This is a genomic window from Shewanella insulae (assembly GCF_009831655.1).
In the GTDB taxonomy this organism is placed as follows: Bacteria; Pseudomonadota; Gammaproteobacteria; order Enterobacterales; family Shewanellaceae; genus Shewanella; species Shewanella insulae.
In genome coordinates this window covers 25,031-39,821 of the sequence record NZ_WRPA01000009.1, presented here as the reverse complement: position 1 = coordinate 39,821, position 14,791 = coordinate 25,031, and the positions used below count along the sequence as shown (strand labels likewise).

Sequence of the window (14,791 nt, the reverse complement as noted above, 5' to 3'; positions counted from 1 at the left end):
GATTTATACCTCACATCCGTTTTTAAGTACTGATGTGACACCTTTGAATGTCCACCAATAGTCGTCATCGTCTTTTCTTTTAAAGGGGCCTTGCGCACCTACATAGAGACCATGAAGAGATGCAATTATTACTCGCGAGCCATAACTCGACTTGCGCCATCGCTCTAGACAGGACGGAATTTCTTCTCGGCATTCAAGAAACGCGACTAAAACGGTTCTGTTGTCGTCTTTAGACAGGGCGAACTCAATTTCGTTATTGATATGATCATCTCCAAAGCTATATCCGCATACAGCTAACACATTACTATTTGAAGAGTTCAGAGCTTTACGAAATAGGTCGAACTGTGCAGAGAATGGATCTTGTTGGGTTGCTATATATTTTGTAGCTTGAGGGTAAATAAGAACTCGGCGATCAGCTTTTGGATAGCGAACATTATCTCTGACTCTCCAGACATGTCCCTTTTCACAAAGAAACCAGTCTATTGAACCATGCATTTTGATTAAGTTGGCACGTTGACCATTAGTAGGTAGAGGTTCACCATAACGTTGAGTTCGGTGAGCTACTGCACCTCCAGAAAAACCATCCCAGTAGGGAATTTTGTTTAATGCCAAAGCATCTTCTAACAAAGTGTCATAGTTGGTGGTAAAAATGTTTACGGATTTCCTCCGTTCATAAATGCCAGCGCCTGCGTGATTGAATAAAGTGTCAACAAATTCTAAATGAGAGTCAATTTCTACTATTGGTTCAGCGATAGTTCCTTGTTCAGTTGTGTTTCCTGCTTTGTCTTCAACGTAGCCACTTCTAATTACATTTGATATTGAGTCAAGAATTAAACGATGGGCTTCTTGCAACTCAACTAACGTTACTTCAGCCCCATTGATACTGATCTTTTTGTCTTTACTCCTCTCTGCTAAGGCGGCATAGTCACCTAAATGACTGAGGATGTGTTCGATATGGCACTCTTGAGGTAACTCTGTGAACAGTGGAGCAACAATCTTATCGAATACGTCTTGGTCGTCCGCTTTTAAGTCCTTCTTAACTTTATTTGTTAGCGGGTACATAAGTGGTAGCTTAGCGTCAAAGCTAATACCTGCGCCCATCAACCAGTTAAGTTCAGTACATTTCAGGTGTTCTTCTATTTGTGAAAATAGCTCTTCATTTGTTAAATCATCCATGTATATCCCTTTATTACAAATATAGGCTTTTTGATTTATTCAAAATATAAAACTTTCAGTCTTTTCTTTATAATTTAGTAGAACCAAATCACTTTTATGAATAAGTAAGGTCAGCTTAAACTTCCCCCCTAAATTGCTCTAAGATCACAATCATACCCTCAGCAATTCGGCGTGTAGGTATCGTGTCTTTTTTGCATTCGAGAGTTCTTGCTTTTTTTGCTATTTCAATAATCGAGCAGGCTTATTTTGTCGGTATTTTTTTTAGCACTCACCCCACCTATTTCACACTCTTCTTGGCTCGTTTGCTTTCTCTGATCCACATAACTGAACCGTTGGTTTTTCGCATCTCGAATAGGTCGATGGCGGCGAACAGGTCGCTGAGTTTCTTGAAGCCATAGTTTCTTTGGTCGAATGAGCTGTGGTTCGAAATGTGAGAGCCGATGGGGCCAAGTTGTGCCCAACCATCGTCCTCTTCGGTTGCCTCAATTGCCTGTCGCAGCAGGTGAATTAATTTGGCATCACCTTTAAGGTTTTGTTTGCGGGGAACACTGGCTTTTGTGGTTGGCGTGACGGTTTTAGCTTCTTTCTCTGTTGTCGGCTCTATTGCTTTCTCTACTGGGACTTCCACTTCGGTTTCAACTTCGGGTTCTGCGTCTAGGTAGAGGAAGCGGGAGCAGCTGTTAACGAATGCGGTGGGGGCTTTACGTTCACCAAAGCCGAATACCTTTTTGCCGTCCGAGAGCACTCTTGTGACTAAGGGGGTGAAGTCGCAGTCTGAGGAGATGAGGCACATGATATCTATATCTTTGGTGTATAAGATGTCCATGGCATCTATCACCAGTGCGATATCTGTGGCGTTTTTTCCTTTGGTCAGGTCGAACTGCTGAATCGGTTGAATGGCATATTCGTGGAGAATGTCTTCCCAATGCTTCAGGCCTGGGCTTTTCCAGTTGCCGTAGGCCTTGCGAATACTCACCACGCCATGTTTGGCCAGCTCAGCCAGTACCACATCAAACTTTCTTGCCGGTGCATTATCGGCATCGATAAACACCGCTATTTTTGCTACGTCTTGCATTTAAACCATTCCTTTGAAAATGCATCTCTGAGACTTGTTGATTAGATGCAGGTAGCCTTACATGAAGGGTACGGGATTCAGATTGCCCCAACCCCCGCTCGAAGGAGATTTCCGCTTCGTCGCGGGTTGCAAGGGATTGATAAGGGCGATTGCTCGTATAGCGTTTATGAGCGCGAACCATGGATGGTGAGCTGGCTCTTTTGCATGGACGCAATTGCCTGTCGAAACGGCCCCTTATCCCGGTGTGGTGTGGAACACCACGACTTTAACCAAGCGTGGCTTGGCGGCTATCCGATATTCGACAGCGATAGCTACCGCAGTGAATCCTAGCTATTCCAGAGCGCGAAAAATCAGATTAATCTAATAAAAACATAAAGCTATCAAGCTGCCGTAGATAAAACCTTATCCAAGGTCACAAACTGCACAGTTTGCTGAGTTGCTTTACTAACGTTCTTAAAGTCGGCTGAGTCAGAGCCATCGAGCCAGAGTCAGAGCAATGAGCCAGAGAGGGGAGTTTGAGGTGAGGTGTGAAAGCTGTCCTTGCCTTATGCCGTCTCTCTGGTGAGAGCGGCGCCATCCCTGACATTTATTCGCGTACTTTAGCTAACGCTTAAATGTTGTTTTAACAACAAAATATTAACTTATCCTACAGTATCGCCGCCGCGCAAGGCAATAGTGAACAAGATATCGCTTGGGGATAACTGGGGGCTGAGAGGCGTGTATGGCCAGTGTTCGAGCCTGCATTTCAGCTAGTCGTAACCTTTCCCTGTCTATTGACCCATTTTTAAGACTTGCCTCAGCTTGCTTTTCTAAGTCAAACATTGTGATATGTTATCGTTTTGTAATGAGGGTGGAGTTTACCGTTTTTTAAAAGGATAAGTACATGGAAGAGCTTAGTTCAGAGGTGCCTCAAGAGGGTGGGATTATAAAAAAGTTAATTACTGGGAAACTGGGCTTGGTTGATACATTTTGGGGCGCATATTTCTTAGGCGGGATACTTTTTAATGTCATCATTAAAGCACTGCAAGATGTCAGTGCACTGTTCATTTTCAATATGAGCTATGCGGTCTATATTCTGGTTGTATGCATTGGCGTGTGGAAGGCTGCTAGTTTATATCAGGGAAAAGTTTATTGGGCGATCCTTGCAAAAATTACAGCAGCTATTTCTATAGTTAATAGCCTAGTCATGTTATTCGCTTTGCCGATGGCAATAATGGATATTTAAAAACGCGTTGGATTGAGAGTTTTGTTCCGAAGTTTGTTTACTGTGGAAGCAGAAAAATTAGAGTATGGAAAAGCGATGAGGAAGTTTATCTGTTTAATATTGCTTGGCGTTGCATCATTCAGTTGCTATGCCAATATCGAACGCGCCGAGTTAGCTATGGAAAATGGTGACTATGCGGCAGCATTTGCGATCATAGAGCCCTTGGCTGATGGCGGAGATCCTGATGCTATAAGCTACTTAGCCAGCTTTTATGATGAAGGTATTGTTGTCGATAAGGATCACGCTAAAGCGTTTAACTTGTATAAACAGGCTGCAGAGCTTGGCAATGTGCGGGCTCAATTTAACTTGGGGCTTTCCTATTATGCAGGTTTGGGCACTGACATTAATTATGAATTAGCGTTTAAATGGTTGCTCAAAACCGCAGAACAAGGATTTGTACCTGCATATGATGTTGTTGGAACTATGTATTCAAAAGGTTTGGGCGTCGAGAAAAATATACAAGAGAAAATAAAATGGTATCAGCTTGCGGTGGAAGGCGGGTCTGGTGAGGTAGGTTATGTTCTGGCATCAATGTATTATTATGGTACTGATGTACCAAAAGACCTGCCGCTTGCCGTAACGTATTTTTCAAAGGCGGCGAACCTTAACAATCCCGATGCTCAATACAGCATGGCTTTGTTGTATGCCAATGGTGAAGGTGTTGAGTTAAATAATCAAGAGTCTATGAGATTATTAAACTTAGCTGCTGAGCAACAACTTGTTGAGGCGCAATATTATCTGGGTGAGGTTTATAGAGTCGGTCAAGTGGTAAAAAAGGACCCTACAGTCTCCTGTGATTGGTTTCAATTAGCTGCTGATCAAGGCCACGCTGAAGCCCAGGCAAAAGTTGCATATTGTTTCTTTAAGGGAGCCGGGAAACCGCTTAATTATGAGGAAGCGGCTCACTATTTTCTGCTTGCGGCTGAACAAGGGCATAGTACTGCTCAGTACCTAATTGGCATCATGTATGGCTCAGGTTTAGGTCTGCCGATAGATTATGTCGAAGCTAAAAAGTGGCTTAGTTTGTCTGCAGCGAAGGGAAATGTTAAAGCGAAAGAGAAGCTAGCCAGCATGAGATAGGATTTTGCTACCCATTTTTAAGACTTGCCTCAGCTTGCCTAGGTAACATGGTGACTGTTCTGTATCTGGAATGGTTATCAAAGGGAGCGAGCATCATGGGAGAGCGGCATTTAAACGGGACTAAGCGTGGGCCTTGGATGGCGATTGGGGTCAGCCTGGCCGTGGTGGGGCTGATCGCGCTGCTGCTTATGATGATGCCCAAGGGCTTTAAGGCGACCCATGAGGAGATAGGTAAAGGCACGCCGGCGCTGGTGTTTGTGTATGACCCAAATCTGGCGGTGAGCCATAGCCAGACAGAGCAGATGAACGAGGCGCGTGGTCATCTGGGCGATAACCTGGTGTTTCTGCTGGCGAGAGTCGGCACCCCAGATGGGGATAAGCTTATCGCCAAATACCGGGCGGGCGCCGCCGAACTCCTGTTGTTCGACGGCTCGGGTAAGCTGATCAAGCGCCAGTTTGCGGTGCAAGACGCCAATCAGCTAATGCGCTGGGTACGCTAATGAACCCTCAGCTCCCGTAAATAGTTATCGGGGGCTTTGGCTTGCCTCGCGTAATATGGGTATCGCTTATGAGTATAAGGTTATCCCTATCGCGGTTAGTCTGGCATCACGACTATGCCTAGCGGTTCCAGTAATTGTTCCGTCTGCCAGGCACAGATCTTCACGCCTTCCAAGTTGACGCTTCTGATGTCGAGCCCCTCTAGCTCGGCGTAGGTGAGATCACACCCGCGTATGTTCAAGTTCTGCCAGCAATCTCTAGAAAAGGTGCCGCGATTAAGATCGGATCCCATTAGCGATGCACCGATGAGATTGGCGTTGCGCCAGTTATTTTCAAATAGTTCGCATTTCTCCAGGCATTGGTCGCTCAAGTTGGCATAGGAGAGGTTACAGCCAGAGATGTAGGCGGTGCAGAAATACATTTTATGACTGATCTGGTTGTAAAACCGGGCGCGTGAGAAGTTTGTTCCCTTGAGATCACACTCTCTAAATTCGATGCCAAAACAGTTGGCGCCTGCAAAGATGGACAGAGAGAGTCGGCACGCCTTAAAGCTCGCATCACGCAGATCGGCGTAGTTAAAGTGGCAGCCTTCTATGGCGCCGGGTTCGATGAAATAACACTCTTCGAAGCTGGCATCGCGCAGATTGGCGTGGCGAAAATCACACTGGTAAAAGTGGCAACGTCGAAAACGTCTGTCGCTCAAGTCTTGGTGCGAAAAGTCCTGTTGTGTAAAAACTTTGTCAATAAGATCCATGCTTACTCCTCAAATAAATCGCCTGCACCTTAGCATCCAAGGTCTTGATTTTCATTAAAATTAACTCCTTGAAAATCAGCGGTTTAAACTATGCCTAAATCGCGATTTTAAGGGGGCAAAATGGCGCTGTAAGCCACTTTCGTTATCGAATCGGTATGAACAGATGATGAAAAAAGTTTTTAGCCCCAGAGAGTTTGTTTAAATTTGGACCGATCATGGGGGCGAGTTGCATCTTCGCGGCACTTTTAATTGAGCCATTGGGGCTATTTTTGAACATTTGTTAATCGAAAAGTCGTTGTTGAAACCCGCTGGGGTGTTAAAATGCCGCTCGGCTTCGGTCCGGCCGTGGCCTAACTTGGGGTCATCTCGCGAGTGCCGGGCTTATTTCTCTTTTTCCATTACTGATTCGAGTGTCTATGAAACGGATTTTATGTTTGTCCCTGCTGGCCTTTTCTCAAATGGCCTTTGCGGTCGACCCCCTGATTGAAACCCCGAAAGATATGCAGCCTACCTGGGTCGATGAGATCCTGGACGTCTTCGGCGCCGACGGTGAGTTTGACGAGAGCAAGACCATAGACATGAGCTATCTGCCGACCGCCTATTACACGCCCGAGAAGAAGTTTGGCGTGGGCCTGCTGATGGTCGGCCTATACAAGGCAGATGGCGCCGCGCCCGAGGAGCAACCCTCTTCCCTGGTGCTTAACTCCTTCGTGTCGATGAATAGCTCCTACGGCGTCGAAGTGGAAAACATGACCTTCTTCAACGGCGGCAAGCAGCGCCTGTTGCTGGGACTCGAGCTGCATAACGAGGTGTCTGTCTATTACGGCCGCGGCATAGCGGACGGCAACATCGACAGCAATCACCATGAGTTCGACGAGCAGCTCTACAGCTTCACGCCGCGTTGGATGACCCAGGTGGCCGACAACTATTTTGTTGGTGTGGGCGCCGACTTTACCTACGCCAGTGCCGACAAGTTTACTCGGGTAGAGGGCGACATTCCGCTGCCATCCGACGGCATCTTGCCGGACAACTTCAGTTCTGGCCTGGTGGTCACCAGCATCTATGATTCCCGCGACTATCGCCTCAACGCCACCAAGGGCTGGTTGTTGCAGCTGGACGCGGGCCTGTATCAAAACAGCGAGTACGACAGCTTCGCCAAGTATGACCTCGAGCTGGCCAACTATATCGATCTCAGCACCACCTCTTGGTTGAGCCAGATGCCTGGCCTTATCGCCTGGCAGGTGCAGGGTCACTTTACCAGTGGCGACGTGCCTTGGAACATGCTGCCGGACCTCGGCGGCTCAAGTGCCATGCGCGGCTACATCAAGGGCCGCTACCGTGACAAGCAGATGATGATGGGGCAGGTCGAGTACCGTCTGCCTATCTTCCAGCGTTATGGCATGGTGTTCTGGGGGGGTGTGGGCAGCGTGGCCGACAAGGTGAGCGAGCTTAACGACGAGCTGCTGACCACCTATGGCACAGGCTTCCGCTTCAAGCTCAAAGACAAGATTAACCTGCGTCTGGATATTGGTGTCGGCGAGAACGAGACCAACTTCTACCTCAACGTCAACGAAGTCTTCTAGTGATGCAACAGCCGCTCGCTCTGCCTGCCCGATTGCGTCTCAACGCCAAGTTTGTGCTGGTTGCCTCGGTTGTTATCTCCGCCCTGGCGACGAGCCAGCCTGTGCTGGCGGGCGAGACTCAGATCCGTGATGCACAAGATAAAAAGGCTCAGTGCAGTCGCCGCTCGGACTATGATATCTATCTCAGCGGCATACACACGGGCACCATGAGCCGCACCGAACAGTGGCAGGGCAAACGGGCGGTGGTGACCTCAGACAGTCAGGCCAGCATCCTAGGCATAGGCACCCGCTATCGGCAGCGGGCCGAACTAAGCTGGTCGGAGGCCACACAGGAGTGGATCACCCAGGCGTTTCATCAACAGGTGAGCGGCTTTCGCGCCCGCGACATGCAGGTAGAGTTTAGCGACAATGGCCGCGCCGCGCGGGTGGCACTGGATGGTGAGGTGACCGACTATCGCTCTAAAGACAAGGCCCTGCGGGATGTGGACACACTGGCTATCGAGATGCGCCGCTTGCTGCTAAAGGGGCGACACCAGTTTGCCCTGGTTCGTCAGGCCTCGGATGCCATGGAGCCTTATCAATTCTACGTCAAATCCCCTCAGCCTTCGCAGCAGACCCCTTGGGGGAAGCTGACCTTAGTGCCGGTGGAGCAGACAGGCGCCGAAGAGGTGACCTACTACTTCGCCCCCGAGCTGGATTATCAGCTCATCAAGGCGCGCTATCACGGTATCTTGCTGCAAGGGCTTATCGAGCTTAATCACTACAGCTCGAGTTGCGACTCGGCCTCATAGGGCTGAGCCGCAACTATCCTCACTTTGGTAAGGCTTTTAGGGTCAAGACGCTTGGCCCTGCTTTAACCCTGATTTAGCCCTGGTTATAGTGGCTAATGGGCAGCTGGCTGACACTGTCGAGTCGCCAGGCGCCTTTCTCGTAGACGAAGCTGACGCTGTGCAGGGCATCCTTAAACTCATAGCGTGTGTTCGAAGCTGGCAGGGCATGGTTAAACTCGACCTGAATGTGTTGATAGCCATCGTTTAGTGACATCTTACCCAGATGTTGTGGCAGGTCGATAAGGCGGCTCAGTGCCTTGTCTAATTCGCGATCCCGTATCGGCAGTTGCTGCTTAAAGTGTTCGCTGAATAGCGCCGAGAAGGCCTGCTTATCCTTGGTGTGGGTATAGGCGGCAATGGTCCAGTCGGCCAACAAGAGGTCGAACGCCTTATCGGCCTGGGCCAGGGTTGCGACGGGCGTCTTGTTGTCGTTGGTAAGGTAGTTGTTAAGCGTCTCCTCGGCTGTTTTTATGGCGTCTTCCAGTAGTTGTGCCACCTGTGCTGCCGCCGGATCTTGGGTGGCTTTTAGCTCGCCGCTGACCCTGTCGACTGCCTCTACACGTTCTTGCCAGCTGTCGAAGCCTTTCATAAGTCCTTGTAGTGAGGCCTTATGTTGCTTCATCACCTCGGCGACGGCCTTATCCTGTTTGCGGGCCTCCCTGGCCTTGGTGCCCACAGTATCTCTAAAGGTGCTGTTGAGCAGGTTATCGGGCGAATCGAAGTAGAGTCCGGCACCGCTGTAGGGATCGACCCAGAGATCGCCGGTATCGACAGGCGCCATGGACTTGGGCTGCATATCGCCATAGTAGAGCTGGGCTAACTCTGTCTTATGCTGGCTAACGAAGGCGCCAATTGCCTTGCCATCTGTGGCAGGTAATTGTTGGTACTGGCTTGCCAGTTGCTGCAATTTGTCTGAGTGCAGCACTCTTTGGCTGGCATAGTAGCCACAGCGCAGGTTACAGGCTTGCTTAGTCAGGCTGGAGGCAGGGCCTAAGGTGATCGCCTTGCTCTGCACAAACACCTCGGCGGTATATATACCCCTGGGGATGGCGCCACTCTTGTCCATCAGGTAGATGGTGTTGTTAGGGCTATGGCGGCCGACGACCTCAAGATCTTGCTTACTGGCACACAGGGAATAGTCCCGGCTGGTGACCGGCAGCTCCTTGTTGTAGGTGGAGACGACCAGCTTATCCAGGCTAATCCCTTCGGGTACAGTACCTGTGATGGTGAGATCGCACTGCTGAGCGTTGACGTTGAGGGCCAGGCCGCCCAGGGTCAGACCGAGAAATACCAATCCTTGTTTCATGAAGCTTCCTTGTAGTTGTTGATTTAAATGTGTTTTATGTTTTATCCCAGCGGCACCACTGTCGCTCACAGGGTACGCCGTCGCCGTCACCGTCCATCTCTGTGCCTGGGCAATGACGTATGTAGTAGGTTGCCTCCTCACAGGAGCTCATATGACTGCAATGTGTCTTGCCTGTCTCACAGCGAAACTTGGGGGTAGTCGGTTGCCACTCTTGGGGTTCGACTGCGGGGAGTTCCTCGTAGGTGAGCACCGGAGTGGCATTGAGTGCCTGATACTGCTTGACGGCAAAGCTGCCGATACTCACGAGTATGACAATGAAGATCATCCGCTGCAGGCGAGAGCCGGAGCGGCGGTGAGAATAGTGAGACGTGGACGAATGGTTTTTATATTGGGAGCGAGTCGATTTATTCGCAAGGCCAGAAGCCCTCCCCGAAGCTATGCCTGAAATCACGGCGACGCCTTCAATGCTGGCCTTGACAGCCTTTATCTTGCCGTCACTCTGCTGCTGGCTTTGGTAGATGATCTCGTCGCCCACTACAGGCTTTCTGGCCATCTGCTTCAGGGCCGAGATATGGATAAACACATCTTGGGCATTGGGCGTGTTGGGCTTGATAAAGCCAAAGCCTTTGTCGTGGTTCCAGCGGACCAGTGTGCCTCTTTCCATGGCTAAGATTGTCCTTTTATGAATTATTTGCCTGTTGATTCAGCGGCTAAGCAATATTATTCGCCTATGCTATCGCGAATTCTCATCCTTTGTCACCCGCTAATGGTGACCAGGTTCAGCACCCAGCCCATCAGGGTGAAGGCGACCAGTAGCAGGGCAAACAGCAGGGCCAGCAGGCGCCACTGCATCACCTGTTTGAGCATGACAAACTCGGGAAAGCTGGCGGCGACCGTGCTCATACAGAAGGCTAGGGTGGTGCCCAGGGGCACGCCCTGGATCAACAGGCTCTCCAGTACAGGGATCACGCCGGTGGCATTGGCATACAGGGGGATGCCCATCAGCACGGCGATGGGCACAGACCACCACTGGCCGTCGCCCAGGTTGGCCTCCAGATAGCCGGCTGGCACGAAGCCGTGCAGCGCCGCGCCCAGGCCTACCCCTATGATGACCCATTTCCACACCCGGCCGAAGATGGTGAGTGTCTCCTCCTTGGCAAATTGGTGGCGCTGGCGCCAGCTCATGCCTGGCGGGTTCTTGGTCGAGGAGTGATCTGCGGCAGTTTGCGCCTGAGATACGCCGCGTCGATAGGCATTGGCGGCGAGGGGCTGTAGCCAGCGCTCGGCGTGCAATAGATCCAGCAGGGCACCACCTAGCATGCCTATGGTGATGCCGGTGAGGGCGTAGAGCAGGGTAACCTTAGCGCCGAGCAGGCTAAACAGCAGCAGGATGGCCACCTCGTTGATCAGCGGCGAGGTCAGCAGAAACGCCATGGTGATCCCCACGGGGATCCCTGCTGTGGTAAAGCCGAGGAAGACGGGAATACTGGAGCAGGAGCAGAAGGGGGTGATGGCGCCAAAGCCTGCCCCCAGGCCATAACCCAGCAGCCTAGGCTTGCCCGCGAGATAGTCGCGCACCCGTTCGACATTGAGTGCGGCCCTAAGCCAGCCGATCAGGTAGATCATCACCACTAGCAGGGCGAAGATCTTACTTGTGTCTTCGACGAAGAAGTGCAGTGCCCCACCTGCCGCGCTCTGACTGGAGAGGCCAAATAGATCGTAGACCAGGAGGTCGGCGAGTTGGGTAAACCAGGCTAGCATAGGCCCTCCCCTGAGACGGCTGAGACGTTATTGCACCTTGTGGATCTTGGTTAGCAACTGGGTGAGTTCTTCCTCGCCGGGTTGGCGGCCCGTTGTCAGTACCTCACCGTCGATCACTATGGCAGGGGTAGACATGACGCCATAGGCGGCGATCTGGGCGATGTCGGTGACCTTGCTCAGCTCTATCTTTAGGTTGAGCTCATCGGCGATTCTGGCGATATCGTCGGCGAGGTTGGTGCAGCGTTTACAGCCGCTGCCGAGTACTTCTATCTTCATTGTGTTCCCCTTATTGCATGGATTGAATCTTGTGCCTTGGTCTTTGATAAGCACTAGTTACCGCAGCAGCCTGGCGTTTTCGTCTCGAGGGCGGTCTCGATACAGGTCAGCATGCCGAGCAGACAGGGCGTCTCAAGGCGGTAGTAGATCTGCTTGCCCTCACGGCGGCTGGTGACTATGCCCGCCTGTCTGAGTAGTGACAGGTGTTTGGAGACGGTAGAGATGTCGGCATCCACGCCGTCGGTGAGCTCGCAGACACAGCGCTCCTGCTGTTCCAGCTGCTCAACCAGCCAGAGACGGGTCGGATGGGCCAGGGCCTTGAGTACGGCGACGCGATTATTGAGTCGCTGTTGCTGAGCCTGAGCTGTCGTTGGTTTCATTGTGCGCCTCAAAAGAGTGGAGCCTTCATTTGGCATAATAGCCAAATGTTCTTTGGGCGAGTTAGTTTTTATCAAGGGTTTAGCTCGGGTTTGTGATGGGCCTGTCAACTGTCGAGAGCTTTGTGAGCCCTGGCTGATTTGCAATCTGGGTGAATCAGATTTGCAGTTTGTGCAACTCTGTCGAGCCTCAAGCGCAGGATAGTCTATCTGTGTGGCGAAAATTTGTACTTATGTTGCGTGGTGATAGAGTGAAGTTCTTGGAGGTGTGCTAAGGATTAAGCTTAGTTTAAGTGTTAGGGCCGATCATGTGGGCCAAATCACAATAAAAACAACTTGAAGGAGAGGACGCGTGAAGAAGATAGCCATACTCTTGCTGTGCATCTTGATGCCGGTGACGACGGTTTTTGCCCAAACGGGCAAGCCTCTGTCGGTGGAGGTGCTGTGGCAGCTCAGCCGGATAGGTAACCCCAGTATTTCCCCCAATGGCGATTACATCATCGCCCCGGTAACCGAATACGATGTGCCCGAAGATAAGGGCAATACCCAGCTGTGGCTGTTTAGCCAGGACGGCAAGCAGCAGCGGGCGTTGACCGCTAAGGGGATGCGGGTGAGCGAGCCGGTGTTCTCGCCAGACAGCAAGACCCTGGCCTTTATCAGTAAGCGCGATAAGGATGAGGCGGGACAGATCTATCTCTTGCCTATGGATGGGCCGGGCGAGGCTCAGCGCCTGACCGATGTGCCGAGCGGAGTCTATGGCATCAAGTGGGTGGGCGAGCATCTCTACTTCATCAGCTCTGTCTATCCGGGTAAGAACTGGACAGAGATAGGTGAGCAGCTCAAGGCCGATAAGGATAACAAGGTGTCGGCCCATCAGTGGAACGCGCTGCCCTATTCGAGCTTCGATCACTGGATAGACGAAGGCCGTCAGGCCCACGTGTTCCGTATTGCCGCCAAGGGTGGCGAGGTGGAGGCGATCACTCAGCCCCTGAATATCGAGCTGCCGCGCTCATCCCAAGGCGCGGGCAGCTATGACATCAGCCCGGATGAAGCCTGGATCGCCTTTAATGCCAACGGCAGCGACAATCAGGTAAATCCTAAACGAGATATCTTCCTCGCGGCTATCGGTAGCGGCAAGGCGGAAAACATCACTCCCGACAACCTAGCGCCAGACGGCAGCCCTAAGTTCAGCCCCAACGGTAAGACACTGGCCTTCACCCGCCAGCATATTCAGGGCTTCTACGCCGATACCGCCAAGCTGATGTTGTTCGATCTCAAGAAGCGCAGCACTAAGATGCTCGCTAAGGAGTGGGATCGCTCGGTAGCCCGCTTCGTGTGGACCCCGGACAGCAAGGGCTTCTATGCCGCCATCGACGATGCGGCCACCCGGCGCCTGTACCATATCGACGCCAAGAAGGGTAAGGTGAAGGCGATCACCAAGTCGACCAACTTCGGCAAGCCAGCCATCGCCAAAGACGGCACCCTGGTGGCGGCCAACGACAGCTTCCTCTACCCGGCGCGTCTGGTGAAGGTTAACGCCAGAAATGGCAAGACCACTCGCCTGGATAGCTTTAACGATGAGGTCCTGGCCGATGTGGATCTCGGCACCTATGAGTCTGTGACCTACAAGGGTTATAAGGACCAAGAGATTCAGATGTGGGTGCACTACCCGCCAGGATTCGATCGCAGCAAGAAATACCCCCTGATGATGCTGGTGCATGGCGGGCCGCACAACGCCATCTCGGACGGCTTCCATTACCGCTGGAACGCCCAGACCTTCGCCTCCTGGGGCTATGTGACCGCCTGGCCTAATTTCCATGGTTCGAGCAGCTTCGGTCAGGAATTTGCCGACAGCATCAACCCGGACTGGAAGAACAAGTCCCTGGAAGATGTGTTAAAGGCGGCCGACTGGTTTAAGCAGCAGTCCTGGATCGATGACAAGCGCATGGTGGCCGGTGGTGCCAGTTACGGTGGTTACCTGACCTCTATCATCCTGGGGCAGAAGCATCCCTTCAACGCCCTGCTGATCCACGCCGCCGTTTACAACATGTACTCGCAGATGGCGGCGGACTTCTCGGTGCACAGTCCACGCTTTGGCAACTACTGGGATAACCCTGAGATTTACCAGTCGATCTCGCCGCATTACGGCGCAGGCAACTTCAACACCCCGACCCTAGTGATCCACGGTCAGCTGGATTATCGCGTGCCTGTGGGTCAGGGCTTCGAGCTGTTCAGAACCCTGCAGACCCGCGGTGTGGAGTCGCGCATGATCTACTTCCCCGACGAGAACCACTGGATCATGAAGCCTAACAACTCCATCTACTGGTATCACCAGGTGAAGGACTGGATGACCCGCTTCGCCGAGCCGGGTGGCAAGTAGGGGATAAATTCAACCTTTACGTCAGCAATAAAAAAGGCTGCCCCAATTACAGGGTGCAGCCTTTTTTAATGAGATTAACAGCTTAAGACTTCTGTAACTGCGCCTTGGCGGCCTCGACCTTGGCGAAATCCAGGCCCAGCTCGGTGACAGCCTCTTTGATCAGGGCAGGGTTTTGCATCACCAACGCCATCAGCTGCTGCAGCTTTTCTGGGGCGATCCCCAGTTGGCCAATGGTGCCCATGGCCATCAGAGGGTTTTCAGTCAGGGCCTGAAATAGCTCCTGGATCTGTGCGTCGCTGACCTTGTGTTCTTTTAAGATTGCAATAATAGGATTCATTGCACTACCTTATCTCGGTTGAATGTAAACAGGCCGCAAGTTTAGCATCCTCTGTGGCTAGCTCAAGTGATAGCGCCTGAAGCAGGCCTGATAG

15 protein-coding genes are annotated in these 14,791 nt (G+C 51.6%); 6 read left to right on the top strand and 9 right to left on the bottom strand.

Annotation, left to right across the window (positions count from 1 at the left end):
• Positions 1-3: 3 nt before the first annotated feature.
• Both GNT65_RS10985 and GNT65_RS10980 read right to left on the bottom strand, forming a co-directional pair.
• A complete protein-coding gene (locus GNT65_RS10985) occupies positions 4-1,176 on the bottom strand; it encodes an SIR2 family NAD-dependent protein deacylase (protein WP_160796164.1) in 1,173 nt (390 codons plus the stop codon).
• 277 nt (positions 1,177-1,453) lie between these two features.
• Positions 1,454-2,251, bottom strand: coding sequence for an NYN domain-containing protein (locus GNT65_RS10980; protein ID WP_160796162.1), 798 nt, complete (start codon positions 2,249-2,251; stop codon positions 1,454-1,456).
• Between the two features lie 883 nt (positions 2,252-3,134).
• Between GNT65_RS10980 and GNT65_RS10975 the strand changes: the two genes are divergently transcribed.
• From GNT65_RS10975 to GNT65_RS10965, 3 genes are all read left to right on the top strand, one after another.
• A complete protein-coding gene (locus GNT65_RS10975) occupies positions 3,135-3,476 on the top strand; it encodes a hypothetical protein (protein WP_160796160.1) in 342 nt (113 codons plus the stop codon).
• Between the two features lie 42 nt (positions 3,477-3,518).
• On the top strand, positions 3,519-4,595 hold the full coding sequence (locus GNT65_RS10970; protein ID WP_160796158.1) for a tetratricopeptide repeat protein: 1,077 nt from the start codon (positions 3,519-3,521) through the stop codon (positions 4,593-4,595).
• A gap of 95 nt (positions 4,596-4,690) precedes the next feature.
• Entirely contained in the window at positions 4,691-5,095 is a 405-nt protein-coding gene (locus GNT65_RS10965; RefSeq protein WP_160796156.1) for a hypothetical protein, read from the top strand.
• Between the two features lie 95 nt (positions 5,096-5,190).
• Here the strand turns inward: GNT65_RS10965 and GNT65_RS10960 are convergent, their stop codons facing one another.
• On the bottom strand, positions 5,191-5,847 hold the full coding sequence (locus GNT65_RS10960) for a Qnr family pentapeptide repeat protein (RefSeq protein WP_160796154.1): 657 nt from the start codon (positions 5,845-5,847) through the stop codon (positions 5,191-5,193).
• A gap of 416 nt (positions 5,848-6,263) precedes the next feature.
• Between GNT65_RS10960 and GNT65_RS10955 the strand changes: the two genes are divergently transcribed.
• Together GNT65_RS10955 and GNT65_RS10950 are read left to right on the top strand one after the other, a co-directional pair.
• Complete coding sequence (locus GNT65_RS10955; RefSeq protein ID WP_160796152.1) at positions 6,264-7,430, top strand: BamA/TamA family outer membrane protein; 1,167 nt, start codon at positions 6,264-6,266, stop codon at positions 7,428-7,430.
• A 2-nt stretch (positions 7,431-7,432) separates the two neighbouring features.
• Positions 7,433-8,221 (top strand): hypothetical protein, encoded by a 789-nt coding sequence (locus tag GNT65_RS10950; protein WP_181006246.1) that lies wholly within the window; start codon positions 7,433-7,435, stop codon positions 8,219-8,221.
• 73 nt (positions 8,222-8,294) lie between these two features.
• On the opposite strand, the gene GNT65_RS10945 is transcribed toward GNT65_RS10950, so the two are convergent.
• The 5 genes from GNT65_RS10945 to GNT65_RS10925 form a co-directional block, all read right to left on the bottom strand.
• The gene (locus tag GNT65_RS10945; RefSeq protein WP_160796150.1) at positions 8,295-9,566 is read right to left on the bottom strand and encodes a hypothetical protein; all 1,272 of its coding nucleotides are present in this window, start codon (positions 9,564-9,566) and stop codon (positions 8,295-8,297) included.
• A gap of 34 nt (positions 9,567-9,600) precedes the next feature.
• Positions 9,601-10,230, bottom strand: coding sequence for an excalibur calcium-binding domain-containing protein (locus GNT65_RS10940; protein ID WP_160796148.1), 630 nt, complete (start codon positions 10,228-10,230; stop codon positions 9,601-9,603).
• Between the two features lie 92 nt (positions 10,231-10,322).
• A complete protein-coding gene (locus GNT65_RS10935; RefSeq protein ID WP_160796146.1) occupies positions 10,323-11,327 on the bottom strand; it encodes a permease in 1,005 nt (334 codons plus the stop codon).
• Positions 11,328-11,354: 27 nt separating this feature from the next.
• Entirely contained in the window at positions 11,355-11,603 is a 249-nt protein-coding gene (locus GNT65_RS10930) for a thioredoxin family protein (protein WP_160796144.1), read from the bottom strand.
• A 53-nt stretch (positions 11,604-11,656) separates the two neighbouring features.
• A complete protein-coding gene (locus GNT65_RS10925) occupies positions 11,657-11,983 on the bottom strand; it encodes an ArsR/SmtB family transcription factor (RefSeq protein ID WP_160796142.1) in 327 nt (108 codons plus the stop codon).
• 349 nt (positions 11,984-12,332) lie between these two features.
• Between GNT65_RS10925 and GNT65_RS10920 the strand changes: the two genes are divergently transcribed.
• Positions 12,333-14,360 (top strand): prolyl oligopeptidase family serine peptidase, encoded by a 2,028-nt coding sequence (locus tag GNT65_RS10920; protein ID WP_160796140.1) that lies wholly within the window; start codon positions 12,333-12,335, stop codon positions 14,358-14,360.
• A gap of 82 nt (positions 14,361-14,442) precedes the next feature.
• Here the strand turns inward: GNT65_RS10920 and GNT65_RS10915 are convergent, their stop codons facing one another.
• Entirely contained in the window at positions 14,443-14,697 is a 255-nt protein-coding gene (locus tag GNT65_RS10915; protein ID WP_160796138.1) for a DUF2999 family protein, read from the bottom strand.
• Positions 14,698-14,791: the final 94 nt, after the last annotated feature.

Coding starts and splice junctions, on each gene's coding strand:
- GNT65_RS10960 (WP_160796154.1), bottom strand. CDS start 5,847: ATGGATCTTATTGACAAAGTTTTTACACAACAGGACTTTTCGCACCAA.
- GNT65_RS10925 (WP_160796142.1), bottom strand. CDS start 11,983: ATGAAACCAACGACAGCTCAGGCTCAGCAACAGCGACTCAATAATCGC.
- GNT65_RS10965 (WP_160796156.1), top strand. CDS start 4,691: ATGGGAGAGCGGCATTTAAACGGGACTAAGCGTGGGCCTTGGATGGCG.
- GNT65_RS10935 (WP_160796146.1), bottom strand. CDS start 11,327: ATGCTAGCCTGGTTTACCCAACTCGCCGACCTCCTGGTCTACGATCTA.
- GNT65_RS10915 (WP_160796138.1), bottom strand. CDS start 14,697: ATGAATCCTATTATTGCAATCTTAAAAGAACACAAGGTCAGCGACGCA.
- GNT65_RS10980 (WP_160796162.1), bottom strand. CDS start 2,251: ATGCAAGACGTAGCAAAAATAGCGGTGTTTATCGATGCCGATAATGCA.
- GNT65_RS10930 (WP_160796144.1), bottom strand. CDS start 11,603: ATGAAGATAGAAGTACTCGGCAGCGGCTGTAAACGCTGCACCAACCTC.
- GNT65_RS10950 (WP_181006246.1), top strand. CDS start 7,433: ATGCAACAGCCGCTCGCTCTGCCTGCCCGATTGCGTCTCAACGCCAAG.
- GNT65_RS10940 (WP_160796148.1), bottom strand. CDS start 10,230: ATGGAAAGAGGCACACTGGTCCGCTGGAACCACGACAAAGGCTTTGGC.
- GNT65_RS10975 (WP_160796160.1), top strand. CDS start 3,135: ATGGAAGAGCTTAGTTCAGAGGTGCCTCAAGAGGGTGGGATTATAAAA.
- GNT65_RS10955 (WP_160796152.1), top strand. CDS start 6,264: ATGAAACGGATTTTATGTTTGTCCCTGCTGGCCTTTTCTCAAATGGCC.
- GNT65_RS10945 (WP_160796150.1), bottom strand. CDS start 9,566: ATGAAACAAGGATTGGTATTTCTCGGTCTGACCCTGGGCGGCCTGGCC.
- GNT65_RS10985 (WP_160796164.1), bottom strand. CDS start 1,176: ATGGATGATTTAACAAATGAAGAGCTATTTTCACAAATAGAAGAACAC.